Genomic DNA, 24,522 nt, shown 5'->3' with positions numbered 1-24,522 from the left:
GCAAAGCTGCCCGACGGTGGAAAGGAAACCGACATGAAGATCGCTCGCCAGATCATAACGGCATGCACCCTTACCCTAGTTAGCATCGGCGCAAACAGTGTCGCCGCCCAATTGCTGCCGGCTGATCAACCGGCTTATCGCGTTACCTATAATGTCGCATCGAACCATTACTGCATTCGTGCATATAAAAACGGTTCCTCCGGTGAGACAAAGGCTCTTGGCAATGGCTTGAACTGTCGCAGCAAACGCGCCTGGGAACGAGCTGGTCTCAAATTCGTCCGCGTTCCGCACGATCCAGTTCAAGTGGCTCGGCGCGACGATTGAGGTGCCATGCGGTGCCTGCGGGGAAGGGGCCGAATGCCCGGACGCTGCCGCCGCAGATATCGGGCGTAATCTTGGGCTATCTGGCCTGTAGAGCAACGTCCGAGCAGTTGTCGTTCGCCGCCTCGCCCGTCCGGCCGCCGGCGCCTATTCCGACGACCGGCAACTCGACATCTTCTCCGTACGCGACCGCTGGTGCGTGGGAGCAAACTCACCCCTTGCGACTTAGCTCGATCGCTTCGAACCGGGAAAGCCAAATGACCGCTGCCAAAGCTTGAGAAAGAAGGAAGCAACGACCTTGCCTTCACGCCGACGAGCCGAGGCGGGCGTTCAGAGCGAATTCTTATCCGCGGGACTGCGCCACCAGCGCAGATTGATCAAAAAGAAAGACATCCGACTGTGGCTACGGAGCAATGTTTAGCAACCATTTTTGACGATGACATCCAAATGAGCATACATTACCATCCGCCCACACCCGAGCAAACATATCAGGCAACAACGGGGTTAAACCATGGCATATGCTGTTTACGTCATGCTGCAGATTCTCGCAGGTGCCGTATCCCCGGGTGAGCAGCATAGATCTACGCCGACCACTGACCAATCTTCCGGCGACACATCGATCGTCGTCACCGCCAATCCGGCTATGCCAGTCAATCCCCGGACGATCGTGGAGCCACCGCCGTCGCTGCCGGGTAGAAACGCCGAGGCCTCAGCCTATTATACGGATGCGGCCCGGCGCGCGGCACAATGCGCGACGCGAGGGAAGCTCGCAACGCTCTCCCTACTTCGCGAAGTCGTCGAAGGCGTCGTACCGTCCCGAGCACAGGAACGAGCCATGGACTGGCTGACACGCCAGACCGCCACCTGCGGCGAGGGCGCGGCGATCTTTCAGGTTGGTTCACAGATCACGCCGAGTGACAGTTACCTCGGCACACTTCGCCGGGGCGCCTTTGTCGCCGAGGCGTTGAAGGCGTTTGCTCCGGACCTTGCACTCACCAGGCAGCAACTCAAACAGCGCGCCCGTGATCGAACGCTTTGTTGCGCGGGAAGAACCACAAGCGGCGAACCGGCGCCCCAGCGAACGGACCTATCTGAAGGTGGCGATATGCCTCGTCCGCGAGCAGCCGAACCTTGCGACCCGGCTGGTGTGGGCGGATCCGGTCACGACTTCGACATCGGCCATCCAGGCGACCATGGTTGAAAACGCCCGCCACTGCGTTGGCAACGTCAGGCGGGTTGTCGTCGATCGGTATGAATTCCGGACCTATATCGCCGATGCCCTGTATCGCTGGACGCTGGCGGCGCGTGGCGTCGCCACGCTGATACCCGACGATCGGTCCGAAGCCGGATAAGACCGGGGGCGTAAGTTGGCCTGGTCGGAGTGTTGGGTAGCGTTGGGGGCCGGCACGGTTACGCCCTGCCCGCCATGTCCTGCCGGATGAGTGGCCCGTATGCCTAGCCGGCGCGCAGATCGTGCCGACGGTCGGCACCACTGCAAACCCGGTCAGTCTGGACGTTCGACAGACTGCCGCCGTGCGATGATCGCCAGCGCTCGTCCCCGTTCGAGATGGTCAGTGACACATCGACATCGACCCGCAGCAGCATCGCGAGAAGAGTACCAACCGAGACATTTCGGGTGTCACCGTTCAGGACGTCGTTGAGGTACGTCCGCCCTACCCCGAACCGTTCCGCCGCGGCCGACTGTGAGATTGCCATCTCCGCAAACGTCTCGGCGATGGCCCCCTTCAGCTGTGTGCGGATCTCCTCATAGCGCGCACCCTTTGAACGACCGATAGCCCTCTTCATCTCATACCCCCGTCGATGATCACCTTCCAAGCCGAATGTCGAGTATCCTGTCCGGCTATCGCCATCAGAAGTAATGCCGTGCGAATGGCTCAAGGTGTTTGCGGTAAGGCCCGGCGCCGCCGATCCCGTCGCGATTTATCGGGCGGCGCACCTGCGCCACGCTGGAGGTCGTAACGGCCCGATGCTTCAGATGAGGCTGGTAAGGGTCCCGCTCATCTGCAAGGCCGCAATGGCTCAGGATCGTCCTGGTCCAATATGCCGGATCGTCAACGAGCGCCTCATACTGCACTTGCAGGATACGCCCGCCCAACTTCGTCAGCCAGTGGTGATGGAGCTGATCTTCGAGTCTGAAGTGCCTTGCCATATCGGGCAACGTCAGACTCCACTCCGCGCCGACGACAAAGTGGCTCCTGAAGCAGGACCAGGCGCAATCCAGTGGATCGCGACGCACCCAGACGATGGGGATGTCGGCCGACATCGTGGCGGCAAGACCGATGAATCTGCTAAGGTTGAGCGACTTGTCGATGATCCTGCCATCGCTGCCGAAACGTTCGACAAGGAGATGCCGATAAAGGTCGGTCATCGCGCGGGACCGATCGGCCGGCGCGAGCGGGGCCAGCTCACGGCGGTCCTGCGCGACCAGACGCAGGACGTTGACTTCGCCCCCACCTGCCACGGCACTGTGGCTCGCAAGGATCTGCTCGACCAGCGTCGTTCCGGATCGAGGAAGGCCGGCCACGAGGATCGGGACCATGCCCCCGTCGGTTGGCGCGGCAACCTCCTGCACCATCTCCGCAGCGGCTTGGCGGGCGTTCTCGCGATCGGCGGCATGATCGTAGGGGAGGACGGTCCTCCGCAGATTCGCGCCCGTCGTGAAGGCCTCGAAAGCCTTGTCGACGTCGCCCTGCTCGGCAAGGACACGCCCCACGGCATATTGCCAGGCAACCTTGTCGGTCACGCCGCTGGACGAGACGTGCGCTACCGCATCGAACAGCGCGCGGCGGCGATCAGGGGCGGCAAGCGCGCCAATCGTCGCCAATGACAGCCACGCCGTCCCGGCGGATGGCCGGCGGAGGACGACGTCCTCCAACAATTCGCTCGCCTGGACGAAGTCTCCGAGATCCAGCGCGACCGTCGCTCGCGCGAAGGTCAGGCCGATCGGATCCGATGAGCCGGTGATCGCGCCGAGGATCTGCGATGCTTCGACCAGCCGCCCGGCTCTCGCGTACAGAATGCCCTGCTCCAGACGCGCGGCCGGGCTATTGCCGGCCGCCTCGACGAAGTGCTGGAAGGCTGCCAGCGCCATGGCAATCTCACCGTTGTGCATCAGCACGGCAGCCACGCTCCGCCACTGCGCACCGAGCGCCGGACGCGCTTCCAAGAGCCTGGCGGCGCTGGCATTCACGTCGCCACGGCTGCCGCGTGCCAGCGCCGCCTTGAACGCCGAAAGCATCTGATCTGTGGCGGACGCCGACGTCATATGCGGGTTCTTCTGCTGGCGGATGGAGGGGGACATCACCCCTCCATCCGCATGCTGGCTCATCGGATTACGGAACCAGCCGGACCATCAATTGCGCTGCGGTTCGCCAAAGCGCAGGCCGATCGTGAAGCGAAGGTAACGTGGCGTCTGGTAGCCGATCGGCAGCCCGTAGCGCTGGTTGATCGAACCGTCCGCATTGTCGCCAAACTCCTGATAGTCCAGCTTCGACTTGAAGTTGAAGATGTTGAACGCGTCGATGCTGATGAAACTGCCGGGCAGCGACGCGATGTCATATTGCACGTTCAAATCGATCTGCTTGCGCCATTGGCTGTTGAACGCCGTGCCGCGTGGGACGAGATAGGACGTCGGATTGCCATCGATGAACTGGTTGGCCGCGGCAGTATTGCCGGCGAATTGGGGCTGACGGCAGTAGAAGCTCGATGCACCATATTGCGAGGCGAACTCATCCGTCGGGTGGATGCCGATGCACGAGAACTTGCGCGGAGACTCGAACAACAGGTTCGCACCGAACCGCAAGCCGTCGCGCACCTCGTAGGTGCCGAACAACTTGAACTGATGCGACCGCTGGTTGGCCAGCGTGCCATAAGCACCATCGAGCAGCCCAGGCTGATCGAAATCCTGCGTCAGGCCGGCATCGTCCTGGCCGTTGTCGGACTTGACCGCGCCCTCATAGTTTCCGCGAACCTTCGTGAACGAATAGGATCCGCCCAGCGCCCAGCCATCACGATAGGGTTTGTTGAACGCAAATTGCACCGAGTCGTATTTCCGGATCGCCTTGGGGTAGCGCAGATCCGCAGCCGACAGGGTCGCGACCTGGCATTGCCGCGCATCCGCCTCGCAGTCGCCGTTGAGGCGCACGGTGATGTCGGAGCCGGGATTGGCGAGCACATATTGGTGGAAGCCGGTGAATACGTCACCGCATCCCTGGATACCGCTTTGGTCGCAATAAGCGAGCACCGCGGCGTCGATCGCAACGTCGTCCAGGGTGCGGCCGAGCCTGCGGTTGATGTAGGTCAGCGAGAAGTCCCAGTCGCCGATGCGATGCTGCAGGCCAACGGTCCATTCGTCCTGATAGCTCGGCTGCAGGTTCTGCGAGACGAGCGTGTCGGTCGGACCGGCAAGACCATTTGCGGTGATCGAATAGCAGGTGTTCTCGCCGGCGTTGGGTCCAACGGTCGGGCATGGGCCCTGGCTGGTGGCAATCGGCGTCGTCAGCCCGTTGATGTTGCCCGCACCGTCGAGCGTCAGGCCCGACACCAGACCATTGTTGTCGAAGATCTGCGGATTTGCGCCGACCGGATAGGCGAAGCGCTGCTGATAATAGAGCTCGGCGCCGCCCAGGCGGATGTTGGTGTTGGTCGCGACCGGGAAGAAATAGCGGCCCCACGATCCGCGGATAGTGGTGCGCTTGTCGCCGAACACGTCGAACGCCGCACCCAGTCGGGGGCCCCATTGGTTGCCCGATTTGAAATAGGTTTCGCCGCTCAGCGAATTGTTATTGAAGCGATCGTTACGCACGCCAAGCTGGAGATTGAGGCGATCGTTGACCAGCGACCAGCTGTCCTGAAGGTAATAGGATTCGTTGACGCTCTTCCAGGTTCCGACATTCTCGTAATAAAAGCGCTGGATGGATGACGTGCCCAAGACATAGCGATAGTCGCCGGCGTAACGGGTGTCCGTCGTGGAGGTCAGCTCCTCGCGCTCATACCCGCCTCGGAAATGGTGGGTGCCGAGCAGGTTGACGAACACATCCGCATCGCCCCGGTAGAATTTGCGGACGTCGGTGTCAGAGTTGTTCCTGGTATCAAAGCCGCTGGCCGTCGTCGTCGTGCCGGTGCGTGTGCTCTGGACCAGCGAGACGATCGGGCTTGGCACCACCGACTGATCGTCATGGCTCTCGCCGTAGGAGCCCGACAGGGTGAGCCAGTTGGTCCACTGCCCGGTGTAGGTGCCGACGAAATTGTCGCCACCAGATTTCTCGACCAGCGTGCCCAACGGCGCGCCGACGACGTTGGTGACGCCGTTGAATGCGTCGTAGCGGGTCACCCGCGTTTGCGCGTTACGAAAATACGTGCCTTCGAGGCGATGTCCGTCGGCGATGATGAAGTCGAGCTTGCCGCCGAAGAATGGCGATTTGTTCGTCTCCGTCAGGCGCTGACCAAGGGTGATGCTGCTATCACCAATCTTGGAGTAATTCGGGTTATAAAGCGCGTAGAAGAACAACCGGTCCTTGATAATTGGTCCGCTGAGATAGAAGTTACTCTCGATATTCTCGTTGATATCGGTGCGGTTGTACGCGGCATAGGTGTTGGGCGAATAGTCGCGCAGCGCATCGGGCGCGTAAGATACCAGGGCGCCAGCCTTGAAGGTGTTCGACCCGGACTTGGTGACGGCAGTGACGAAACCGCCGAGGGCACGGCCGAATTCGGCGGAATAGCCGAACGTCTTGACGTCGAGCGACTGATAGAATTCGATCGGCGGGTTGTTCGAGCCGACGAAAGTCCGGAAGTTGGTGACGTTGAGGCCGTTCACGTAATATGCGTTCTCGGCCACCGTCGAACCGCCGATCGACGCCAGATTGCCGAACGTCGTATCGCCGGCACTCGCGCCCGGCGACAGCAGGATCAGCGCCGTCTGATTGCGGGCGATCGGGGTCGTATTGAGCAGTTCGGACACGTTGCCGATGGTCAGGCCGCCGGTACTGCTGGCAAAGTCGTTCACCCGCTGGACGCTGCCCGTGACGACGATGTCGTCGCCGCCCTCCGTCGCTGCGGCCCCATCGGCGACATCGGCTGCGCCGCCCGCCCGGAAGGTATAGGCCGTGTTGCCGCTGGGATTGACGGTCACCGGCTGCGTCACGATCGTTTCGCCCGCCGCGTCGACGACGGTCACCACATAGGCGCCGGGCGGCAGCGACTGGACGCGGAATGAGCCGTTGCTGTTGGTCGTGGCGGTCCGCGTAAATCCTTGCGCGTTGGAGCGGACGGTGACGGTTGCGCCGGCAGCAGGCTGACCGCTTGCATCAAGCACATTGCCGACGAGGGCACCATTCGTAAAATCTTGTGCAGCAGCGGGAGCGCTTAATGACGCAATCCCTAGACCTGCTCCCAAGAGAGCAAGTGCATGGAGCGCCGAACCAGAGCGCAAAGACTTGCGCGCGCGTTGAAGCGTTTCGATCATGTCATATCCCTGTTTTGCGCCCCGTCGCCCGTTATGACGGTACTGACGTGGCGTTGACCGCCTTGGGGATCTTCTTTCGGATCCCGGTGCTGACGACAAAGGAACCGCTAGGTGGTGCAATGTAAACCGGGAATGACAAAAATTTCATAATCAGCGCATTTGTGTAACAAATTGGCAACGGGTTTTACCAATTTTTGTTGCTCGCACATTTCCAATGCCTAATAATGTTGCGTGGACGCTGCGGGTGTAAATTTAAAAGGCAGTCGTGCGACTTGGTGTGGTATTACGGTAACACGCTTGCAGCGATGTGTGCGGATCGCTTTGATTCGGCTCGACGCACTGTTTTTGTCGCACCTCTTACAAACGGCACTGCATACCGGCTGGAGGATCATGGAACGGGTTGAGCGTGACGGGGACCCCAGTTCGGTTCTCACCAAACGAGACTCGCTGATCGCACCCCATACCGACAACGATGACCAGAAACAGTCACCGATGCGCTTGCTCTCACCTGTCGAAAACGAGTGCTTGTAGTTCCTCGCGGATGTCTGACAGGTCCACGAACCGGTCGATCGACCGCAGCAGATTGTCCGCCGGCACGTGCCGCTCCAGGCTGAAGCTGTAGAACAGCGCCTCCTGCGCCACCGTGCGCTCGCCCACCATCGGCCCGTCTCCGCTTACCTCGCGGATTTTGAGTTAAACCATCAGCACAACTGCAAGCCTGCTTTTTTCAACACAATCGGGAGAATAGCGGACGCTCCCGCTTACATCTCGAACCGAGCTGCCGTATGTCCTCGATTTCCTTCGCGATGAGCATGGCGATCGCAAGTGCCCAGCGTGACACGCCGCCGTCGACGTTCCTGCTCGATCTATTCTTGAAGCCGGACGAGGCAAAAGACGCCGCCGCCAATCTCGAGGGTTACTATCCGATGTGGGTGGCGAAGCACGGCGCGCACCGGGCCGCGCGTATCTTCCGTTTCCAGGCGGGTCGCATTATCGTCGGCTATTGGTGGGGCCGGATCATGACGCAGGTCGAGCGTGTCGTAACGACGGTCGGCGTTTTCATCCGGCCGGGCGGAAACTGACGAACGGACAGCAACCGGCAGGTACGGCATTGCCTTACTTTTCCCCTTGCCGTCTATACGGCATTGCCGTATAGATGCGACATGCAGGCGGTCATCGAACCACTGCCTACCTCCGCGCCGCGAAGCTGGCCGGGATCGATGCTGACGAACAAGCCGCGATCGGCGCGCTGATCGCGGCCAACCCCGGAAGCGGGCGAAATCATGCCTGGATGTGGCGGTGCGCGGAAGCTTCGCGTTGCCCGCCCCGGTGGCGGCAAGTCGGGCGGATACCGGGTCGTCACCTACTACGCTGGCGAGGCGTTCCCGGTGTTCCTGCTCACCGTCTTCCCAAAGAACGTGAAGACCAACCTGACCAAGGCGGAGCAGAATGCGTTTGCCGCCGCCTGTAAACAGCTGACCGATGGACTTGGAGGACGATAATGGCCCGCACAGCGGCTAACATGATGATGGAAGGCATCGGCGATGCCATCGCCTACGCGGAAGGCGACACGACGCGAGCACGGGTCATCGTGCCCGTCGACGCAAAGGCGGTCCGCGCTGGCACCAAGAAATCCCAGGCGGAGTTCGCCAAGACCTATCATCTCCCCCTCGGCACGGTTCGGGATTGGGAGCAAAAGAGGCGCACACCGGATGCCCCCGCGCGCGTTCTACTCGCCATGATCGCCGCTGAACCGGAAACGGTTGAGCGGCTGGTCGCCAAGATCGAGGGCTAAATCTCGAAGAATCTCGCCGTGACGCTCTACTTGGCCGCCGACGTATTGACCCAATGCAAACTCGGCACCCTCGGGCCGGGCGTGGTGGCCTACGGTCCGGACGAAGGGGTCTGGCTGCCCACGGTCGCCACCGCCGACGAATAGCGTTCAGGTGAGGATGATGGCATTCACGGCGGCCCCAGGCCTGGGGTGCAGATCGTGCGTTTGACGACCTGTTTCGCGAGCTTCATCGAGATACAGACAAATAGACGCCGTATTTCGAGCGACATTTCCAAGATGGCTTAACACCCATGACATTGCGGGATCGCCGGGGTCAATAGCGCAAGCCGGCGCTAACCAATACCACTGTGGTCGCCACACAGACACTTTCTGAACAGAGGCGACAATTTGCGACACCCCACTGAGATCGCTCGTTTGCAGCACGTGAACGCAACCAGTGCTCAGTAAACGTTACAATATCGAACGACAACCTTCTCCGGTAAGCAGCGCACAACTAACAAATGCTTGCAACTTGGCTAAGCCTTTGACAGCCGCCGACGTGAGGACCCATTTTCGGTCATTCCGGCACCGCAACCGCTGCCCAACTTCAGTCGCTCGTTCATACCCTCACCTGACGATTCGGAGCGTTCTGCAGAGGCGTCCGGTGGGCATTTTTGAGCGATTTAGCGACGTTCCAAGGTACTGCTTGTGGACGCTAGCGGGCGCAAGGTCACCGCCGCCCGATCTTTTTGTCAGCCCATCGCAGGAAGGTCTCCATGTTTGGTGCGTCCGTATGACCACCCTCGTGCTGACGCCAAGCGAGTTCGCCATCAAGAAGGTCGGTGGTCGGAGGTGGGACAACGGTCGTCCTGTAGTCATTGCCGCGACCGAGATCCCGCTTGTCGAGCAGGGTCCAGGCACGTCCAGCAGCGATCGTCGCCATGTAGCTGCCTTGCTGGTCGAGCCACGCTGCGTCGCCTTGCGCTGGGATGCCGTAACTCACGAACGCCAAACGCGGCGCGACAAGCGCCAGCAATTCGTGTGCGTCGATCGGTATGTCCGCCGCCGTCTTGCGGCCTAGCTGTCCCCGCTCCGTGCCGTACTTGAGGAAATTGCCGGCCATCCAGTGGTAGCTGCCGGCGCCAGTCAGATTCTCGACCTGCTCGCCCAAGTTGCGGCGGTATGGCTTCACGCCACCCTCACCCGACGAGCCGATCAAGACCATCGCGAACCGCTCGTCGAAGGCTGCGGCGACCAGCGCTGCTTTACCCCAACGCGACACACCCTCGACGCCGACGTGCGCCGCGTCGATCTCCGTGCGCGTCGCCAGATAATCAAGAAGCCGGCTCGCGCCCCAGCCCCAAGCCCGCAATGCGCCCCATTGCTCCGGTGTACGTGCCCGCCCCTGATTGGTGAGGCCGATCACCCCCTGTCGCAGGCCGGCGTCGTCGTCGGCCTGGATGCTCGCGGTGTCGAGCAGCGCCACACCCCAACCGTCCGCAATGAGTTTGGTCACCCGATCGTCGCGGGGTGGCGTCGGCGGAAAACTGCCGGGCTCCACGAACGCTAGCCCGGGATGCGCGGCGAAGATCGATCCAAGCGACGGATCGCGCTGAAGCAGCAGCGCCTTCATCGCCCCGTCCAGGCGAGCGGCCTCGCGCGCGTCGGGCTGCGAGGGCGCGGGGTAACGAGCCGGCGCGAACATGATGAGCAAGGGTACGGGTCCCTTCGCGTTGGCTGGCAGGACGAGCGTGGCCTTCATCTCAACCGCGATCTGTGGCGCGCCCCGATTATCGAGATGCCCGATCAGCTGTTGCGCGAGCGCTGGCCGCCCCCCGATAAACTCACGATCCGAGTTGTCGACGCGCCAGGTGACCGTCGGCGCGGCGGCAGGAACGCGACCGTAGATCTCGCGCTCGAACAATTCCACCAACTCAGGCCGGCGCTCCCGCTTCCACATGGCCGCGTTGGTCACCCGGCGCCCATCCGCCATGGTCAGGAGATCGGGCCAGACCGGATAAGGGTTCGCCTTGGCAGGATCGTAGTTGGCCGCGTTCGGCGCTTCCGGATCACCGCTGGGGCCCGGGCGCAGTTGCACGATGCCCAATTGCCGCATCATGTCGTCATGGTCCTGTTCGGCCATCCCAGGCACTTCACCTGCGGCCGAAAGGAGCAAGGCCGCAAGCAGAAGCCCGCGCGTTCGACAACCACCTAGCCGCATCAACTACTCTCCTGGAACGCTCGTTCTCGCTGAGCGGCAAGGTACTACCCGCCTGTAGGGCTGCAAGCCCGCCTGACGTTCTACAAAGCCTTCCCGGTCGAGCGCGTCCGCCTGCGCTCCGTAAGCGAAGGACGCGAGTGGGATGCGCCTAGCGTCGACCTCAAACCATGTCCGTCTGTCACCTCGACACTGGCGGGACAACGCACCGTGGCGACGGCCCAGTTTTGGACGCTCACGCCCGAGCAGTTCCGTGTCACTCAGCAGAATAGAACCGAGCGACCTGGCACCGGCCCGTTGCTGAAGAACAAGCAGGCGGGCATCTATGTCGACATCGTCTCAGGCGAGCCGCTGTTCGCCAGCACGGACAAGTATGAGTCCGGCTGCGGATGGACGAGCTTTACCAAGCCCATCGATGCCGCCAGCGTAACGGCAAAGCGCGACTGGTCGATGCTCATCCCGCGGACGGAAGTGCGCTCCGCGCGGGCCGACAGCCATTTGGGCCACGTCTTCAAGGATGGACCGCGAGACCGTGGTGGCTTGCGCTACTGCATCAACTCGGCCGCGCTCCGCTTCGTGGCACGTGCCGACATGGCCTCGCAGGGTTATGGCGGCTATCTGGACCAGATCGGGGACCACCTGTGACCACAGAGCGTGCAGTGCTGGCTGGCGGCTGTTTTTGGGGCATGCAGGACCTGATCCGCAAGCTGCCAGGCGTCGTCTCCACGCGCGTCGGCTATTCGGGCGGCGAGTTGCCAAACGCGACATACCGCCACCACGGCAACCACGCCGAGGCGATCGAGATTGTCTTTGACCCCGCCCGCACGAATTTCCGCGCGCTGCTCGAATTCTTCTTTCAGATTCACGATCCGACGACGGTGAACCGGCAGGGCAACGATCGTGGCGCGAGCTACCGCTCGGCGATCTTCTACACCGACGGTGTCCAGAAGGCCGTTGCTGAGGATACAATCGCGGACGTCGAGGCGTCGGGGCTCTGGCCGGGCAAGGTCGTCACCGAGCTATCCCCGGCAGACGATTTCTGGGAGGCCGAGCCGGAACATCAGGATTATCTCGAGCGGAGACCCAACGGATACACGTGTCACTTCGTCCGGCCGAAGTGGAAATTGTTACAGCGTACGCCTGCCGCCGGAGGTGAGGTCGCTACGGCCTGACTGCCGGCAGACCAGAGCAAGACTCAATGCGGCGGTGGGGACCCAGTCCCGGCGGTTCGCACGTCCCCTCTCGCAGCCCGAAACCTGCCGCCCATTCATGTGAGCGAATAAACCGCTTAGTCACGCAGCACCGCTTCCAGTTCGCCGCTGTCCAGCGCCGGCCGGAGCCAATCCTTGATTAGAGATATAATTCCACCACCCGCGACCGCCTCGTTCAAGAGCTGATCCGCCGCGCCAAACGAGCTTGACGCGTTTGACCGACAATTAGGCGGGCCGGTTGGCGAGGACCGCGTCGAGCAGGCCGGGAAAGCGCTTATCGAAGTCGTCGCGCCGCAGAGTGTTGATCATCTCGCGCCCGGCCTGCGTCGTTTCTATCAGCCCTGCGGCGCGCAGCAGTTTGAGGTGGTTCGACAGCGTGCTTTTGGGGATCGTCTCGCATGGCGCGGCGTCCGTGCAGCTCAGCCGCTCGGTCTCCGCAAGCCGTGCCACCATGCCAAGCCGATTGGTATCTGCCAGCGCATGCAGCGCCAGATCGAGCGGAACGTCCTCCAGCCGGGGGTGGGTGAAGCGGGCCATGCATGGGAATATAGGGCACCGCCGTGAATTTAATAGTTCGGGAATATTGAACCGTTGGAACGGCACGCCATCTTCCTGCCTGCCGGCAGCACACGACATCGCAATCGCCGGCGACACTTTTGGAGAAAGCACATGTCACTTCAGGGCAAGAAGGCGCTGGTCACGGGCGGATCGCGCGGCATCGGTGCGGCGATCGCCAAGCGACTGGCAGCGGATGGCGCGAGCGTCGCGATCACCTATGCCGGCAACAAGGCCGCCGCAGACGCCACCGTAGCGCAGATCGAAAGCGTCGGCGGCACGGCGTTCGCCTTCCAGGCCAATGCCGCCGATCCAGTATCGCAGCGCGCGGGCGTCGAGCAGGCCGCTGCTGCCCTTGGCGGGATCGACATCCTCGTCCACAATGCCGGCGTGGCCGAATTTTCCATCGTTACCGACGATACCGACGAGACCTATGATCGCCAGTTCGACGTCAATGTGAAGGGTTTGCATGTCGGCACGCGCGCTGCGCTGCCGCATCTCAGCGATGGCGGCCGGATCATTCTGATCGGCAGCATCTCGGGCGAAATGGCCTTCCCCGCGACCACGGTCTACAGTGCTACCAAGGCGGCGGTCGCGGCGCTGGCACGGGGCTGGGCGAAGGATCTCGCTCCGCGCAGCATCCTGGTCAACACCGTGCAGCCGGGACCGATCGACACCGACATGAACCCCGCCGACAGCGAGTTCGCGGGGCAGGTGCTGCAAGCCATCCCGCTCGGCCGCTACGGCAAGGTCGAGGAGATCGCGGGCGCGGTCGCATTCCTCGCCGGACCGGATGCAAGCTATATCACCGGTACCACGATCAACATTGATGGCGGCGCAACCGCTTGAATGATGCCCATCGCTCTCCGCTGCGAAGCTCAGGGAGAGCGATGGCACTCGGCAGCATGATACGGAGAGACCAGAACCGGTCGTTCCGAGCGGCCCGCCGGCGTTCTAGCTCCTGCCATTGGTTCATATCGTAAGTTGCAGATCATCGAGGGTTAAATCGGGCGATTGATTGGCCTTTTTTGGCGGTAGCGGATGGTGGCTTGCCGGCAAGGATGAGAGCGACAATCTCCATATACCGGTCATCATCTTGTCACTCTCGGTGGCCCACACCATCCCATATGGTCCTGCTTTGCTTATTCATCGGCATGTCCGCGGCCGTCGGTCAAATTCGTGTACAGAACAGATCGGCTGCAATCGTGCTTCACGAGAGAATGGACGCCAATCACGATGGCTACGTCACCTTTCAAGAGCTTAGCACGACAGCACGTTCAATGGTGGTCCCAAAGGGGGCCCTCCCCGCCCCATCCGTCGAGAGCCGGGTTGCTCGCCGGCAGTTTGACTTGGCGGATGCCGACCATGACGGACGGATATCGCTCAAAGAAGCCGTTGAAGCCGCAGATCGATCGTTCGCCGACGCCGATACGGATCATGACGGCATTCTGAGCCAAGAGGAGCGCGGCGCCTACGCCGCTCAAATCCTATTGGCCCTGCAAGCCGAAATGTCAGGGTGGAAGGCTCCGCCCTGCCAACCAGGTGCAGCCTGCGGGACCGCCCTGCCCCGCTCCCGACAAGACAGCGGTGGATCTAAACGTCCGTAGCTTTCAAGTAACGGCTTACGAGGCTCGTTGATCGGCGCCACTGGTGGCCCCGCAGTCCTTCGAATGACCCAGATGCGGTCACTCGAACCTCGTTTCCTCGCTCCGTCTTTCTGCCGTCCGTTCAACGTCGCCAGCACCTACCCGATCGGGCTCTCGGCCGTGAAGGATGAGCAGCACGGCTTGGTTACAGGCTGGAACTCCATGAGCTCGATCCGCGTGCCGTCGGGGTCGTAGAGGTTGGCCTGCCACTTGCCGTCCAGGCCCATTTGTGGACCGTCGTGACGCGGGCTCAGGCGATCTTCCCGGTGCAGCGTCGTGACGGCGGCCTGCATATTGGGAACGCCCAAGGATAAGTGGTTAAGTACGCCCAGCTGGCGGGCGTCGACCTTGGTCAGCGGCACGTCCGAACGCGGACCGATCATCATGTATTCCAGCCAGTCCCGACCGTCGGGCGTCTGCTGCGACACCCAGTCGACCTTGTCGGGCTCGAATGCGCCATACCAATACGGCCGGAAGCCGAGCAGGCGGCGGTACATCCCGTCCTGCTTGGCCCGGTCGTGGACGGCGTAGCCGACGTGGATGATGCGCCCGCTAATCGCGCCGGGAACGGCGTTGGCGTCAGCGCTCGCAGATTGCACGAACTGGATCCCGTTGCCTTCTGGATCGCGCAGGGCGAACCAACGATCCCCTTCGGGAGAGCGCTGCATCGCGCCGAGGCCAGAGACGCCTGACGCGGCCAGCCAGGCGCGCAGCGTCGCCGCGTCCGTTGTCGCGTAGGCGACGTGCGCCAGCATGCTGGGGCCCTGTCCGGCGGGGGCGGGTAGCACCTCCACGAACTGGCGCGAGCTCAGATAGTAGCGGACGCCGGCCGGGTTCTCGGGGTCCGTGCCCTTCCGGGCGCCCAGCACATGCGTGTAAAAGTGCTCGGACTTTGCCATGTCCCGAGCATAAACAGCCAGGTGCGAGATGCCGGTGATGCCTGGACGCGGACCCGGCGGCGCCTTGGCCCCGAGCAGAGCGGCAGCTGCACAGGCAAGAACTGTGATACGACGGGCCATGTCAGCCTCTCCTCACCCGGCCGCGTTTCGGGCCGTTGCTGGCAGCCTAGGCAGCGATGTAGGCACTGTCACGTGCTCACGTGTTGGTTCTCGTCAATACCGATGCCGAGGAGTGTGATGCCTTCATCTGCTACGGCGCCGCGTAGGAACAAGAAGCGGTCTCAGTGCCAAACACTGACCCACACCGCCGCTCTTTGGCCCACATGCGGTCATCGGCAGGTCGCTTTCGGTTCCCCACTTTCGGCCGCTCGAAGACTACGAAGCGCCGCGCGAAACCGGCCGCTCGTTCAGCATCACCGACGGCCGATCAACCACATTTCCGAACCGTCGATTTACCGCGGCTGCATACGCTCGATTGGCCGATCCGACCCGATGGAGATGATCGATGGGGCACTCGCCGATGGACCCCGCCTTTGACGAACTTCGACCCTGGAACGAGGGCCGGCTTATCGGTGCGAAGCGGGCGCTGAAACAGCAACAGGTCTGGGCCATTCGCTTCTGGCTCGACCAGCATAGACGACTGCGCGACCGAGCATTGTTCGACTTCGCCATCGACAGCAAGCTGCGCGGCTGTGATGTGGTCAGGGTGCGGATCGGCGACGTAGTTTCCGGCGGGCGCGTCCGTGACCGCGCCGTCGTGGTTCAGCAGAAAACCAAAAAACCGGTGCAGTTCGAGCTGATGGACACCGCAAGAAAAACGATGCGGGCTTGGTTGGAGCGACGCGGCGGGACACTGAACAACTTCGTCTTTCCGAGCCGAAACGACTACATGGCTCACATGAGCACGCGCCAATATGCCCGCCTCGTGCACGAGTGGGTTGTCGGCATCGGCCTTCCGGCTCAGGATTACGGGACGCGCTCGCTTCGGCGCACGAAAACATCGATCATCTACAAGGCAACTGGCAATCTCCGCGCCGTTCAGATCCTTCTCGGCCATGCTAAGATCGACAGCACGGTCCGATACTTGGGCGTTGATGTGGAGGACGCTTTGGAACTGGCCGAACGCACTGAGGTCTGACCTAGCCCAGAAGCAGACTGCCAAAGCAATTTGTGCGCTCACCATCTTCGGACACCCGTCCATTATGCTGTCACGGGCGATTGGTGGGTATCGCTTCCGCTTTCGCCCAGTTGCAGTCATTCAGGACAGGTTGAGGCTCTACCGAACTCGGTCGCTCGTTCAGGTATGTCGACGCGCCGGCTCAGGCATCAATGAACGATCCGGTGCGGCGATCATTCTGAGCCGACGACCTTTCCCCGATGCGGAGCGACCAACCATGAAGATTAGCGGCAACACAATCCTGATGACGGGTGGAGGAAGCGGTATCGGCGAAGCGCTGGCGCACCGCTTCCATGATCGCGGTGACACGGTCATAATCGCCGGGCGACGCCAAGAGGCGCTTCAGCGGGCGGCAGATGGGCGTGATCGCATCCATACAATAACGCTGGATGTCGAAGACGCTGCGCAAGTCGACGATTTCGCCAAGCAGGTCGTTGCCGACTTTCCGGCGCTGAACGTGCTGTTCAACAATGCCGGCATCATGAAGTTTGAGGATCTGACGGGTCGGCGCGACCTGGCCGACGCCGAAGCGACGCTGGCGATCAACATACTCGGCACGATCCGGCTGACGAACGCGCTGATCGACCATCTTATGGGTCAACCCGATGCCGCGATCGTCACGGTCACCTCGGGCCTTGCATATGTGCCGCTGGTGGCGGCGCCGACCTACTCGGCGACCAAGGCAGCTATCCACTCCTACTCAGTCTCGCTCCGGACCCAGTTGGCGGGCAAGATCGAGGTGATCGAGCTGGCCCCGCCGGGCGTGCAGACCGACCTCACGCCAGGCCAGGCGAACCGACCAGGCTACATGCCGCTCGACGCGTTCGCCGATGCTGTCGCCATGCAATTCGCCCAGCAACCTACGCCAGCCGAAATCCTTGTCGACGAGGTCCAGTTCCTGCGTCAGGCCGAACGCGAGGGCCGCTTCGACGAGACGTTGAAAACGCTGACGGAGCGCGCCGCCAAGCAGCGTGAAGCGGGTAACCAACCGCGCTGAACGTGCTGCCCGTCAGGTGGTCGGCCACAGGCCTCCTGACGTGCGTGAGGACCTGTCGCCGCAGCGACCTTAAAGCAAAATCGAACGCCCTGAAAACCGATTCCATAATGCTTTAGATCGTCAGCTCGCCGGTGAGATACGGATCGACGGGCACCTCCACGGGAGTCGATACCTGCGGGACAGGCCTTGACGCGGCGGCCGTTAGCCATGCATCGCCGCCCGCCCTGCGGCGGGTAGAGCCGTCGCCGCGGGTCGCGACGCGGCCGTAGATCGGCCGCTCGCGGTCTGATGGGGAGCTGGCGAACATGGCGGCGATATTGCCGTAGGTCGACGGATCGCGACCATCGAGGCTCAGTCGATCGTTGAGATAGCAGGCGGTCGCCCATGCCGCCTCGGGACTGGGCGTCATCGCCAGGAGGCGCTTGCCCCAGTACATCCGCAGGTTGTTGTGCATCCACCCGTCGGCCAGAAACTGCCTCTGGCAGGCGTTCCAAGTTTCGTCGCGCGTCTCGCCATGAAGCAGCGCCTCCAGCGTCTCCAGCTCGGGCCTTGGATCTCCGGCATGAGCTGAGAGCGCCTGCAACGCCCATGCTGGTATGCGATCGTAGCGTTCCGGTGCGGCGAGCGCCCGCGCCTGGAAGTGGAACCATTCGCGCCAGCCGAGCAGCTCATCGGCAAATTTGCGCTTGTGTTGGCTGCCTGCGTCAGCGGCAGCGACGGCGGCCATCACCTCCCTAGGACCGAGCACGCCAAAGTGCAGATAGGGCGACAGCCCGCTCGCGCCGTCGGGCCGGGTAGCGTCGTTGCGGGTCGAGGCGTAGCCGGGTAGCACCTGAGTTGTCAGGCGACGCAGCCGGTCGGCCGCCGCACCCCGCCCGGCCGGATGCATGGCGCTGACCGGCAGCGTGTGATCGATCGCGAGCCCGGCGACCAGGCCGTCGAGATCGCATGCGTCCAACGCATCCCGGACGAACGGCAGCGGTCCCGTATAGACCGGCAGCTGCGGCACCACGTCTTGCGTTTTCATCCAGCCGTCACGCTCGGGCTCGTGGCGGCGCAGAAAGGCCGACCGGCCGCCGATGCCGTCACCCAGCACCGCCGGCGGCACCAGGCAGGCGGCATCGACCGCGTAGACGGGCACGGCGGTGCGGATTGCGACCCGCCCGGCCTGCCAGCGCGCGACGAAGGTCGGCTGATCCTCCAGCACGATCGCCGCCGCCTCGGCCCCGAGGCGATGGACGAGGCCTTTTTCCCGGTGGCCGGCCCTGTCGACGTGCTGAACACAGGCGAGGCCGCGGTCGCGGCATTCGGTCCCCAAATCGCGGCTGGCTCCCAGGATGAAGCGATGCAGCCGGTCGGAGGCGTAAGGATAATCCTCGCGTACGCCATGATAGACCAGCACCGGGAGCCCAAGTGCGTTACCGAGCCGGATGCTCGCATCGATCACGGGATTATCGCGCGCGCGCAGCGCCTGCTGGAGCCAGCAGAGAACGTAGCGACCGTCAGGCTTCCCTACGCGCTCGTTCAACGCCCGCACGCGCGGTGCCTCCCACCAGTCGTGAAGGCCGGGGGGCAGAGGGGGCGTCACCATGCCATGCTGCCCGGCGCGCCCTTGAATGGCCCGGCGAGGTCGGAGGTGATCCACCCGCCGTAGAAGCCGCCCGGCTGGGGACGGACCTGTTCACCGTCGACCGTGCAGTGATCGAGCGGACCGGCGTAGAAGGCGACATGGTCGCGCATCACGGCGAAGCCCGGCGTCGGATCGGGATAGCTCCACGCCACGTCGCGCAAGAGCTCGCCGCCGATCATCAGGTGCCAGTAGACCGCATGGCCCTTCCACTCGCAGAACGATTGTCGCTCCGACCGTCGCAGGAGGCCGGGCGTCAGATCGACCGGCGGCAGATACCAGGTCGGCGGATGGCTGGTTTCCAGCGTCCGGACGGCCGCATGGGTGTCCGCAACGAGGACGCCGTGATGTTCGATGCGGATGTGCCGATCGCTGGGCGCGGCGATGGCGGGTCGGGGATAGCGCCACACGCTTTCCTGACCGGACGCGACCGGATCTGGACGCGGCCTCATGTCCGCGCCTCGAGCCGGGCCGGCAACCGCTGCAGGTGCGGCCGGAACCGGTAGGGCGCATGCTCGCGTGCCGGTTCGTAGAGCAGCCGAACGAGGTCGCCACGCAAGATCTCCACCTCTGCGGTAGGACCGTCGGCACCCGTATCGTTGGTTAGAAACTCCGCCGCGACATTGCGGTTCTTGTTCAAACAGGCGGTGCCCTCTTCGTCCGTACTCAGGTCCAGTGCCGCCTGCTCCAGCGCCATGCGGCGCAACACCTCGCAGCCGACACCGCGCACGTCGATGTTTTGGCCGCCACTGCGAAACCTGGGCTTGCCTTCGACCACGGTGACGCCGAAGCCAGCGCCCCCCAGCCACCAGGCAGCGGCGTTGCCGGCGACGCTCGCGCCGGTGATAAGAATGCGACGGGTCATCGGCATGTTACTCCTTACCCGCCCAACGAACGGGAGCGAATAAGTCGCACAGCCGAGATGTTGTTGGCTGATCACGAGCGGAAGGCAATGATTGGTACGTTGACGACTATCATCGATTACTGTGCCCGCTTTCAGATGGGCGCTTTGGCTGATCGAGACCCAAAAGTGGACGTTTAGCCCGCCCTTCCAGATCCTCATTTCCGGACGCTCGTTCATCGTCGCGAACGATCAGTTCGCCACCTCGAAAATTCACTAAGAGCGTCACGCTCTGCTGGAAAGCGGCTCCATCGCTAGGAAAACAGACGGCTTTAGCGGAGCTCTGCTCACGCCGCGGCCCTTCCAAAAAGTGGGGGGGATAGACTGGGAAAGCGGTGTTCATGGCCGTGTGCATGCTGACTACACCCTTATTGCGCCCTACCCTTGTATGTGTATTACACATACAACACAGATTAGAGGTGCAATATGATGTCCGTCAACGACGCCGATCTAGACCACCGGGTTGCCCGTCTCAAACGTAAGTACCGCATCGCCCTTATCACCGCAGCTATCACCTCGGTCTGTGGCGTCCTCACGATTACGGGAGCAGTGGGCAGCCGTGCTGGTGCAGCGACAACTACCCAGACTGATAACAAGGTCGTAGATGTGCTGCGCGTCCGAGAATTGAATGTCGTTGATGGGAATGGTGTCACCCGCGTCAAGATCGGAGCGCCGCTCGCGCACGCTGTCGTCAACGGCCACCAAAACAACTCACGGGGCGGTCGTCCCAAGGATACGATTTCTGGCATTTTGCTGTTTGATGCCGAAGGTAACGAGCGAAGTGGATATGCAACGGTCGACCACGGGTACTCGAACGTCATGCTGACATTAGACGATCATAATAAACAACATGCAATGTTTATCGCCGAACCAACAGGCGCGACAACGCTGCGCTTGTTCAATGCTGACACCAACGACCGAGTAGATGTTGCCATCAACAAAGATGGCCCGTCAATCTCAATGATGAACCGAGGTAAGGAAATTTATCGCTTCCCAACCGAGTGACGTGCATGCCCGGCGTCACGACCTTTTTCGATTAGGAACCGAAGGTGGGAAGTCTATTGGCGTGGACCACGCTGTTTCCCTCTTCAAGTTCGTTTTCCCAAAACCCGTTCTTAAACGCCCACTCCTAAAATCGCACCACATCGACGAAGTTATGGGAACGTTGAGCGTCGGCAAACGGCGGCTTTCCGGAAAACCTGGCTCAACAGACCCACATTCGGTCATTCGCGGCATAGAATGGGCTTCTCGGTTTCTGCCGCTCGTTCACATTCGTAATGGGCAAACCACCCGGGCTCCCTGCCTTGTCGACGTCAGCTGCTATAGATGGTTAGCGTTCGGGCGGCGGAAGCCTTGTCGAGTATCACCCGCTCAACGTTGTCCTTAAGCTCGCCAGCCAGCGCCGGTGCGACCTCACGAGCATGGGGCATCGCTTCCCCCAAAGCAGCCAGCACCTTGAAAGCCCGTATCGCAACCTCTTCCTCACCTGCCCCTTCGCGGACGATCGGAGCAAAGCCGGCTCGGATCAACTCATCGGTGGAGGGGCGTGGCACACAGACAGACGGTAGGTCGGCATGTGCAAGAGAGTCCTGCGCCGGCAACTCACTCAAAGTACGAAGCAACGCGTTCAGTACCTCGACTGCGGTGCCCGGGTCATTCGTGGCGGGCGCGAGTGCTCGCCTGCGATCTCGCCAAGCGCGATCAGGCCTAAGCGTGGATCATGATCGAAGTCTCGGTGCCGCTCGATTGTGAACGCCTGAGCCAGTACGCCATCATTTGGCTCGTCGCTCCCGATCACGTGGAGCAACGGACGGCCTTTGTGCACCAGCGTTCCCGGAATGGCCGCCACATGCACAGCGATGCCGTGGCGTCGCGCTTGAGCCAATAGGCGATCGAAGTCGATGTGGGTGACATAGCCGATCGTGTCGGACACGATCGGTCGTGCGTCGGCGGGTAGTGCTATTGGCGCCCTCCCCCCACCATAAGGGTCTTTAGCAAAGTCCTGCATGGCGGATCTCGCGGCATCCTCCACCCGGTCGATCACGTCCGACATACGCCCGAAGGCTGCGAGATGCGCGATCCAGCGCAGCAACGTGATAACAACCAGCGCTACGAGGAGGATTGTGGCGATCAAGAGCAGCACGCGTCCTTGTCCGCCGTACAGCCGGGTCTGCAAACCGATGATGCCGACGATTGCAAAGATGAACGCGCCTAAGAACGTCGAAAGTGCGTTCTGCGACATCCGGTCTGATATCAGCAATTGCGTTGCACGAGGCGTCGCCAGTTGTGTGGCTGACGAATAGGCGCTGACCATTGCCGTCAAAGAGAAGGTGGTGACGGCCAGCATTGACGAGGCGATGATCTCCAACACCGTGCCGACGGCGTCCTGCCCGATGTCGCCGGTTAAATGATACGGTACGGCCCGAGCGACGATGCCGGCAAAGGCGGCAACCACCACGCTGGCGGTGCTGATAAGCGCTGCGCGAAACCAAATTTTTCGATTGATACGCCGGACGAGCCAGCCGATGCGAGCCTTGGAGATCATTTGGGCTTTTCATCCTTTTCACAGCCGCTGTCACCTAAGTCGAAGATGAACGTTACGACCTCATCACCCCATGCATGGGCAATATGGCCGATTGGGGTAAGGGGCGATGCTGCGGGCGATGGGCGAGACTACAATTACGCGAAGTCCGACGTGGTTGACGATGACCCGGCGCTTGTTTGTGCTGTCGTGGCGAACGGTCCGCAGCGGTATGCGCGACGATTTCGGCATCGCGGCAAGCTCGATTGCTTTTGCCGCCTTTCTCGCGATCATCCCGCTCATTGGCCTGATCGCCGGTGCGTACGGCTTCTTCGTGCCAGCCCATACAGTTACGCGAAACCTCGAAACATTGACTGCGATCATGCCGGTCGACACGAGGCCGATTGTCTCCAGAGGATTGCACAATACGCTGGCAACCGATCGGGCCTCCGCTGCAGCGCTCCTCGTATCGGTTGCGATCGCGCTGTTCAGCGCGCGGCGTGCCGGTCGATCGCTGCTCCACGGCATCAATCTCGCCTACCGGATCGAGCGGGAGCGTCGTGGGCTGCGCCGGCAATTCGTCTCGACCGCGCTGGTGCTCGGCTGTGCCGCGCTCGTATTGACGGCCTTGGCGTCGCTATCGATCCTGGCGTTTCTCCAGAGCTATGTTCCTGACGGCTTCCCTGGCGCGCGACTTGCCTCCACCCTCACCTTGTTCGGATCGCTGACGCTCGGCGCTGGCGCCGGCCTGATCCTGATCTACCGCTACGCCCCCGCCTCAGAACGGGCGATCGGGTGGCGCGAAGCCTTGCCGGGAACAGTCGGGGGCGTGACGATGTGGCTCATCGCGACGATCCTATTTCGTACTTACGTCGCGCACGTCGCGCGGTTCGACGACACCTATGGCTCGCTTGCCGCAGTGGTTGTGCTGATGCTGTGGCTGATGGTGTCCGCCTGGGCGCTACTGCTCGGCGCGCGCCTCAATGCTGAGGTCATGGCTGATGCGGGCACCAAGATTGAGGAGCGACAGGAATGACCCAGAGTCAGGTTCAGGGCCGCTACCACAACCGCGTGCTGACGATCATTGCCGCGATCATGTTGATTGCCGCACTGCGCAACGCGTTCGCGGTGATTATGCCGATCGCCTTCGCAGCGATCATCGTCGCCGCCCTGTGGCCGCTCAGCGCTTGCTCGGCCGGTATATGCCCTCGTGGCTTGCCTACATGCTGACCTTGTTGTCGCTTGTTGGGATCCTCGCCGCCTTTGCCGCTGCGGTGTATCTGTCGATCGGGCAGGTGATCGGCGCAATGTCCTCGCAATGGGCGGGGCTTGAGAAGGCATATACGCGGCTTGCCAGTTGGGCTGCCAATCGCGGCGTGCCGATCGCCGGAACGATCAACCGGCAACGAATCATGGCGTTGTTGCAGATGCTCGCGAGTGGCGCTTACGCCTTTGTCACGTACGTGGGGTTCATCGGGATCGTCGTGATGCTCGGCCTGCCCGAGGTACCGCGCCTCAGGCGTCGCTTGTACGAGATGTTCGACGGCGGCGCGCGTCGTGACATGCTGGATGTCGGCGAGGAGATATCGAGTCAGGTCCGACGCTATCTTGGTACGACGCTCGCGACCAGCATCCTGACCGGCGTCGCCTCCGCCCTCTGGTCATGGATGACCGGGCTAGAACTGGCGCTCGTCTGGGGTATCCTGAACTTCCTACTCAATTTCATACCCGTGATTGGCAACATCGTCGGGATCGTGCCACCCGTATTGTTTGCCCTGATCCAATTCGGTGGGTGGCAGATGCCCGCGTTAGTGTTCGTCGGCTTCGTCGTCCTGCAAATGACGATCAGCAACGTCGTCTATCCTCTGCTGCAAGGGAAGCAACTGTCGCTTTCGCCGCTGGCGATCATCGTCGCGATGACGTTTTGGAGCTGGGTTTGGGGCATCGCTGGCGCACTTATCGCGGTGCCACTTACCGCCGCAATCGTGATCATTTGCGGCCAATTCGATCGCAGTCGGTGGATCGCTAAATTACTGTCGTCCTAAATTCCGCTACAATCGTTTAACGGCAACGACGACCTATAATCTGCCATTCGCACGCACCTTATTTTCTCTCAACTTCGGTCGCCTGTTTATGTTCAACGCGGCTAGTTTTCCATCCCGCTTCCACCTGAAAGGTCGCGTTTTGA

Annotated in this window: 28 protein-coding genes; 16 read left to right on the top strand and 12 right to left on the bottom strand. The window is 62.0% G+C overall.

All coding sequences use genetic code 11. The features are described from left to right. Positions 1 to 33: 33 nt before the first annotated feature. Together AC07U4_RS00650 and AC07U4_RS00645 are read left to right on the top strand one after the other, a co-directional pair. On the top strand, positions 34 to 324 hold the full coding sequence (locus tag AC07U4_RS00650) for a hypothetical protein (RefSeq protein WP_495194064.1): 291 nt from the start codon (positions 34 to 36) through the stop codon (positions 322 to 324). Positions 325 to 1,343: 1,019 nt separating this feature from the next. Beyond that, the gene (locus AC07U4_RS00645; RefSeq protein WP_495194063.1) at positions 1,344 to 1,673 is read left to right on the top strand and encodes a hypothetical protein; all 330 of its coding nucleotides are present in this window, start codon (positions 1,344 to 1,346) and stop codon (positions 1,671 to 1,673) included. Between the two features lie 103 nt (positions 1,674 to 1,776). On the opposite strand, the gene AC07U4_RS00640 is transcribed toward AC07U4_RS00645, so the two are convergent. The 4 genes from AC07U4_RS00640 to AC07U4_RS00625 all read right to left on the bottom strand — a co-directional run bounded on the left by AC07U4_RS00640 (position 1,777) and on the right by AC07U4_RS00625 (position 7,468). Beyond that, positions 1,777 to 2,127: an XRE family transcriptional regulator gene (locus AC07U4_RS00640; RefSeq protein WP_495194062.1), complete on the bottom strand. Its 351-nt coding sequence runs from the start codon at positions 2,125 to 2,127 to the stop codon at positions 1,777 to 1,779. Positions 2,128 to 2,191: 64 nt separating this feature from the next. Further along, the gene (locus AC07U4_RS00635) at positions 2,192 to 3,643 is read right to left on the bottom strand and encodes a tetratricopeptide repeat-containing sulfotransferase family protein (protein ID WP_495194061.1); all 1,452 of its coding nucleotides are present in this window, start codon (positions 3,641 to 3,643) and stop codon (positions 2,192 to 2,194) included. A gap of 51 nt (positions 3,644 to 3,694) precedes the next feature. Further along, positions 3,695 to 6,907 carry a TonB-dependent receptor gene (locus tag AC07U4_RS00630; protein ID WP_495194060.1) on the bottom strand — a complete coding sequence of 1,071 codons (3,213 nt, stop codon included), beginning with the start codon at positions 6,905 to 6,907 and terminating at the stop codon, positions 3,695 to 3,697. Between the two features lie 405 nt (positions 6,908 to 7,312). Continuing rightward, positions 7,313 to 7,468, bottom strand: coding sequence for a hypothetical protein (locus tag AC07U4_RS00625; RefSeq protein ID WP_495195031.1), 156 nt, complete (start codon positions 7,466 to 7,468; stop codon positions 7,313 to 7,315). A 146-nt stretch (positions 7,469 to 7,614) separates the two neighbouring features. Here AC07U4_RS00625 and AC07U4_RS00620 point away from each other — a divergent pair, with 146 nt between their 5' ends. The 4 genes from AC07U4_RS00620 (at position 7,615) to AC07U4_RS00605 (ending at position 8,747) form a co-directional block, all read left to right on the top strand. Then, complete coding sequence (locus AC07U4_RS00620) at positions 7,615 to 7,890, top strand: hypothetical protein (protein WP_495194059.1); 276 nt, start codon at positions 7,615 to 7,617, stop codon at positions 7,888 to 7,890. 201 nt (positions 7,891 to 8,091) lie between these two features. Further along, positions 8,092 to 8,310, top strand: a complete 219-nt coding sequence (locus AC07U4_RS00615; protein WP_495194058.1) for a type II toxin-antitoxin system RelE/ParE family toxin — start codon at positions 8,092 to 8,094, stop codon at positions 8,308 to 8,310. After that, a complete protein-coding gene (locus AC07U4_RS00610) occupies positions 8,310 to 8,603 on the top strand; it encodes a helix-turn-helix domain-containing protein (RefSeq protein WP_495194057.1) in 294 nt (97 codons plus the stop codon). The genes AC07U4_RS00615 and AC07U4_RS00610 overlap by 1 nt, the downstream gene beginning before the upstream one ends. A gap of 18 nt (positions 8,604 to 8,621) precedes the next feature. Then, positions 8,622 to 8,747, top strand: a complete 126-nt coding sequence (locus AC07U4_RS00605; protein WP_495194056.1) for a hypothetical protein — start codon at positions 8,622 to 8,624, stop codon at positions 8,745 to 8,747. Between the two features lie 565 nt (positions 8,748 to 9,312). Here AC07U4_RS00605 and AC07U4_RS00600 read toward each other — a convergent pair. Continuing rightward, entirely contained in the window at positions 9,313 to 10,725 is a 1,413-nt protein-coding gene (locus AC07U4_RS00600) for a glucuronyl esterase domain-containing protein (protein ID WP_495194055.1), read from the bottom strand. A 285-nt stretch (positions 10,726 to 11,010) separates the two neighbouring features. Here AC07U4_RS00600 and msrB point away from each other — a divergent pair, with 285 nt between their 5' ends. Further along, positions 11,011 to 11,445 (top strand): peptide-methionine (R)-S-oxide reductase MsrB, encoded by a 435-nt coding sequence (msrB, locus tag AC07U4_RS00595; RefSeq protein WP_495194054.1) that lies wholly within the window; start codon positions 11,011 to 11,013, stop codon positions 11,443 to 11,445. Continuing rightward, the gene (gene msrA, locus AC07U4_RS00590; RefSeq protein ID WP_495194053.1) at positions 11,442 to 11,972 is read left to right on the top strand and encodes a peptide-methionine (S)-S-oxide reductase MsrA; all 531 of its coding nucleotides are present in this window, start codon (positions 11,442 to 11,444) and stop codon (positions 11,970 to 11,972) included. Before msrB ends, msrA begins: the two co-directional genes overlap by 4 nt. Before the next feature lie 264 nt (positions 11,973 to 12,236). Here the strand turns inward: msrA and AC07U4_RS00585 are convergent, their stop codons facing one another. Further along, positions 12,237 to 12,548 carry an ArsR/SmtB family transcription factor gene (locus AC07U4_RS00585; RefSeq protein WP_038658507.1) on the bottom strand — a complete coding sequence of 104 codons (312 nt, stop codon included), beginning with the start codon at positions 12,546 to 12,548 and terminating at the stop codon, positions 12,237 to 12,239. Positions 12,549 to 12,680: 132 nt separating this feature from the next. On the opposite strand from AC07U4_RS00585, the gene AC07U4_RS00580 reads away from it, so the two are divergent. After that, on the top strand, positions 12,681 to 13,415 hold the full coding sequence (locus AC07U4_RS00580) for a 3-oxoacyl-ACP reductase family protein (RefSeq protein ID WP_038658504.1): 735 nt from the start codon (positions 12,681 to 12,683) through the stop codon (positions 13,413 to 13,415). Between the two features lie 212 nt (positions 13,416 to 13,627). Next, a complete protein-coding gene (locus AC07U4_RS00575) occupies positions 13,628 to 14,173 on the top strand; it encodes an EF-hand domain-containing protein (protein WP_495194052.1) in 546 nt (181 codons plus the stop codon). A 137-nt stretch (positions 14,174 to 14,310) separates the two neighbouring features. Here the strand turns inward: AC07U4_RS00575 and AC07U4_RS00570 are convergent, their stop codons facing one another. Continuing rightward, complete coding sequence (locus tag AC07U4_RS00570; RefSeq protein ID WP_495194051.1) at positions 14,311 to 15,231, bottom strand: VOC family protein; 921 nt, start codon at positions 15,229 to 15,231, stop codon at positions 14,311 to 14,313. A gap of 385 nt (positions 15,232 to 15,616) precedes the next feature. Here AC07U4_RS00570 and AC07U4_RS00565 point away from each other — a divergent pair, with 385 nt between their 5' ends. Next, entirely contained in the window at positions 15,617 to 16,249 is a 633-nt protein-coding gene (locus AC07U4_RS00565) for a tyrosine-type recombinase/integrase (RefSeq protein WP_495194050.1), read from the top strand. Between the two features lie 256 nt (positions 16,250 to 16,505). Next, complete coding sequence (locus tag AC07U4_RS00560; RefSeq protein WP_495194049.1) at positions 16,506 to 17,285, top strand: SDR family oxidoreductase; 780 nt, start codon at positions 16,506 to 16,508, stop codon at positions 17,283 to 17,285. 112 nt (positions 17,286 to 17,397) lie between these two features. Here AC07U4_RS00560 and AC07U4_RS00555 read toward each other — a convergent pair whose 3' ends face one another. Genes AC07U4_RS00555 through AC07U4_RS00545 form a run of 3 tightly spaced genes read right to left on the bottom strand, consistent with a single transcriptional unit; the run spans position 17,398 to position 19,993 of the window. After that, a complete protein-coding gene (locus tag AC07U4_RS00555; RefSeq protein ID WP_495194048.1) occupies positions 17,398 to 18,876 on the bottom strand; it encodes a deoxyribodipyrimidine photo-lyase in 1,479 nt (492 codons plus the stop codon). Beyond that, entirely contained in the window at positions 18,870 to 19,364 is a 495-nt protein-coding gene (locus AC07U4_RS00550) for a DUF427 domain-containing protein (protein ID WP_495194047.1), read from the bottom strand. The genes AC07U4_RS00555 and AC07U4_RS00550 overlap by 7 nt, the downstream gene beginning before the upstream one ends. Beyond that, positions 19,361 to 19,993, bottom strand: coding sequence for a hypothetical protein (locus AC07U4_RS00545; protein WP_495194046.1), 633 nt, complete (start codon positions 19,991 to 19,993; stop codon positions 19,361 to 19,363). Before AC07U4_RS00545 ends, AC07U4_RS00550 begins: the two co-directional genes overlap by 4 nt. Positions 19,994 to 20,239: 246 nt before the next feature. Here AC07U4_RS00545 and AC07U4_RS00540 point away from each other — a divergent pair, with 246 nt between their 5' ends. Continuing rightward, the gene (locus AC07U4_RS00540; protein WP_495194045.1) at positions 20,240 to 20,818 is read left to right on the top strand and encodes a hypothetical protein; all 579 of its coding nucleotides are present in this window, start codon (positions 20,240 to 20,242) and stop codon (positions 20,816 to 20,818) included. 308 nt (positions 20,819 to 21,126) lie between these two features. On the opposite strand, the gene AC07U4_RS00535 is transcribed toward AC07U4_RS00540, so the two are convergent. Then, positions 21,127 to 21,435 carry a hypothetical protein gene (locus AC07U4_RS00535; protein ID WP_495194044.1) on the bottom strand — a complete coding sequence of 103 codons (309 nt, stop codon included), beginning with the start codon at positions 21,433 to 21,435 and terminating at the stop codon, positions 21,127 to 21,129. Between the two features lie 5 nt (positions 21,436 to 21,440). Continuing rightward, positions 21,441 to 22,358: a DUF2254 domain-containing protein gene (locus tag AC07U4_RS00530; protein ID WP_495194043.1), complete on the bottom strand. Its 918-nt coding sequence runs from the start codon at positions 22,356 to 22,358 to the stop codon at positions 21,441 to 21,443. Positions 22,359 to 22,518: 160 nt separating this feature from the next. Between AC07U4_RS00530 and AC07U4_RS00525 the strand changes: the two genes are divergently transcribed. From AC07U4_RS00525 to AC07U4_RS00515, 3 genes are read left to right on the top strand one after another with little or no spacing between them, the layout of a single operon-like run. Then, positions 22,519 to 23,370 (top strand): YihY/virulence factor BrkB family protein, encoded by an 852-nt coding sequence (locus tag AC07U4_RS00525; RefSeq protein ID WP_495194042.1) that lies wholly within the window; start codon positions 22,519 to 22,521, stop codon positions 23,368 to 23,370. After that, positions 23,367 to 23,564 (top strand): hypothetical protein, encoded by a 198-nt coding sequence (locus AC07U4_RS00520; RefSeq protein ID WP_495194041.1) that lies wholly within the window; start codon positions 23,367 to 23,369, stop codon positions 23,562 to 23,564. Before AC07U4_RS00525 ends, AC07U4_RS00520 begins: the two co-directional genes overlap by 4 nt. Continuing rightward, positions 23,558 to 24,379 (top strand): AI-2E family transporter, encoded by an 822-nt coding sequence (locus AC07U4_RS00515; RefSeq protein WP_495194040.1) that lies wholly within the window; start codon positions 23,558 to 23,560, stop codon positions 24,377 to 24,379. The genes AC07U4_RS00520 and AC07U4_RS00515 overlap by 7 nt, the downstream gene beginning before the upstream one ends. Positions 24,380 to 24,522 lie beyond the last annotated feature (143 nt).

The sequence above is a fragment of the Sphingomonas sp. GW821-FHT02B09 genome, from assembly GCF_059421875.1.
The sequence above is the reverse complement of the archived record's forward strand: the minus strand, read 5'-3'. Positions and strand labels throughout refer to the sequence as shown.

Excerpts from the sequence above, each read along its gene's own strand:
- AC07U4_RS00520 (WP_495194041.1), top strand. The coding sequence starts at position 23,367 with ATGACCCAGAGTCAGGTTCAGGGCCGCTACCACAACCGCGTGCTGACG.
- AC07U4_RS00555 (WP_495194048.1), bottom strand. The coding sequence starts at position 18,876 with ATGGTGACGCCCCCTCTGCCCCCCGGCCTTCACGACTGGTGGGAGGCA.
- AC07U4_RS00635 (WP_495194061.1), bottom strand. The coding sequence starts at position 3,643 with ATGTCCCCCTCCATCCGCCAGCAGAAGAACCCGCATATGACGTCGGCG.
- AC07U4_RS00600 (WP_495194055.1), bottom strand. The coding sequence starts at position 10,725 with ATGGCCGAACAGGACCATGACGACATGATGCGGCAATTGGGCATCGTG.
- AC07U4_RS00610 (WP_495194057.1), top strand. The coding sequence starts at position 8,310 with ATGGCCCGCACAGCGGCTAACATGATGATGGAAGGCATCGGCGATGCC.
- AC07U4_RS00540 (WP_495194045.1), top strand. The coding sequence starts at position 20,240 with ATGATGTCCGTCAACGACGCCGATCTAGACCACCGGGTTGCCCGTCTC.
- AC07U4_RS00545 (WP_495194046.1), bottom strand. The coding sequence starts at position 19,993 with ATGAACGAGCGTCCGGAAATGAGGATCTGGAAGGGCGGGCTAAACGTC.
- AC07U4_RS00640 (WP_495194062.1), bottom strand. The coding sequence starts at position 2,127 with ATGAAGAGGGCTATCGGTCGTTCAAAGGGTGCGCGCTATGAGGAGATC.
- AC07U4_RS00580 (WP_038658504.1), top strand. The coding sequence starts at position 12,681 with ATGTCACTTCAGGGCAAGAAGGCGCTGGTCACGGGCGGATCGCGCGGC.
- AC07U4_RS00525 (WP_495194042.1), top strand. The coding sequence starts at position 22,519 with ATGACCCGGCGCTTGTTTGTGCTGTCGTGGCGAACGGTCCGCAGCGGT.
- AC07U4_RS00625 (WP_495195031.1), bottom strand. The coding sequence starts at position 7,468 with ATGGTGGGCGAGCGCACGGTGGCGCAGGAGGCGCTGTTCTACAGCTTC.
- AC07U4_RS00530 (WP_495194043.1), bottom strand. The coding sequence starts at position 22,358 with ATGATCTCCAAGGCTCGCATCGGCTGGCTCGTCCGGCGTATCAATCGA.
- AC07U4_RS00515 (WP_495194040.1), top strand. The coding sequence starts at position 23,558 with ATGCTGACCTTGTTGTCGCTTGTTGGGATCCTCGCCGCCTTTGCCGCT.
- AC07U4_RS00620 (WP_495194059.1), top strand. The coding sequence starts at position 7,615 with ATGAGCATGGCGATCGCAAGTGCCCAGCGTGACACGCCGCCGTCGACG.
- AC07U4_RS00615 (WP_495194058.1), top strand. The coding sequence starts at position 8,092 with ATGCCTGGATGTGGCGGTGCGCGGAAGCTTCGCGTTGCCCGCCCCGGT.
- AC07U4_RS00565 (WP_495194050.1), top strand. The coding sequence starts at position 15,617 with ATGGGGCACTCGCCGATGGACCCCGCCTTTGACGAACTTCGACCCTGG.
- AC07U4_RS00570 (WP_495194051.1), bottom strand. The coding sequence starts at position 15,231 with ATGGCCCGTCGTATCACAGTTCTTGCCTGTGCAGCTGCCGCTCTGCTC.
- AC07U4_RS00585 (WP_038658507.1), bottom strand. The coding sequence starts at position 12,548 with ATGGCCCGCTTCACCCACCCCCGGCTGGAGGACGTTCCGCTCGATCTG.
- AC07U4_RS00650 (WP_495194064.1), top strand. The coding sequence starts at position 34 with ATGAAGATCGCTCGCCAGATCATAACGGCATGCACCCTTACCCTAGTT.
- AC07U4_RS00550 (WP_495194047.1), bottom strand. The coding sequence starts at position 19,364 with ATGAGGCCGCGTCCAGATCCGGTCGCGTCCGGTCAGGAAAGCGTGTGG.
- AC07U4_RS00560 (WP_495194049.1), top strand. The coding sequence starts at position 16,506 with ATGAAGATTAGCGGCAACACAATCCTGATGACGGGTGGAGGAAGCGGT.
- AC07U4_RS00575 (WP_495194052.1), top strand. The coding sequence starts at position 13,628 with ATGAGAGCGACAATCTCCATATACCGGTCATCATCTTGTCACTCTCGG.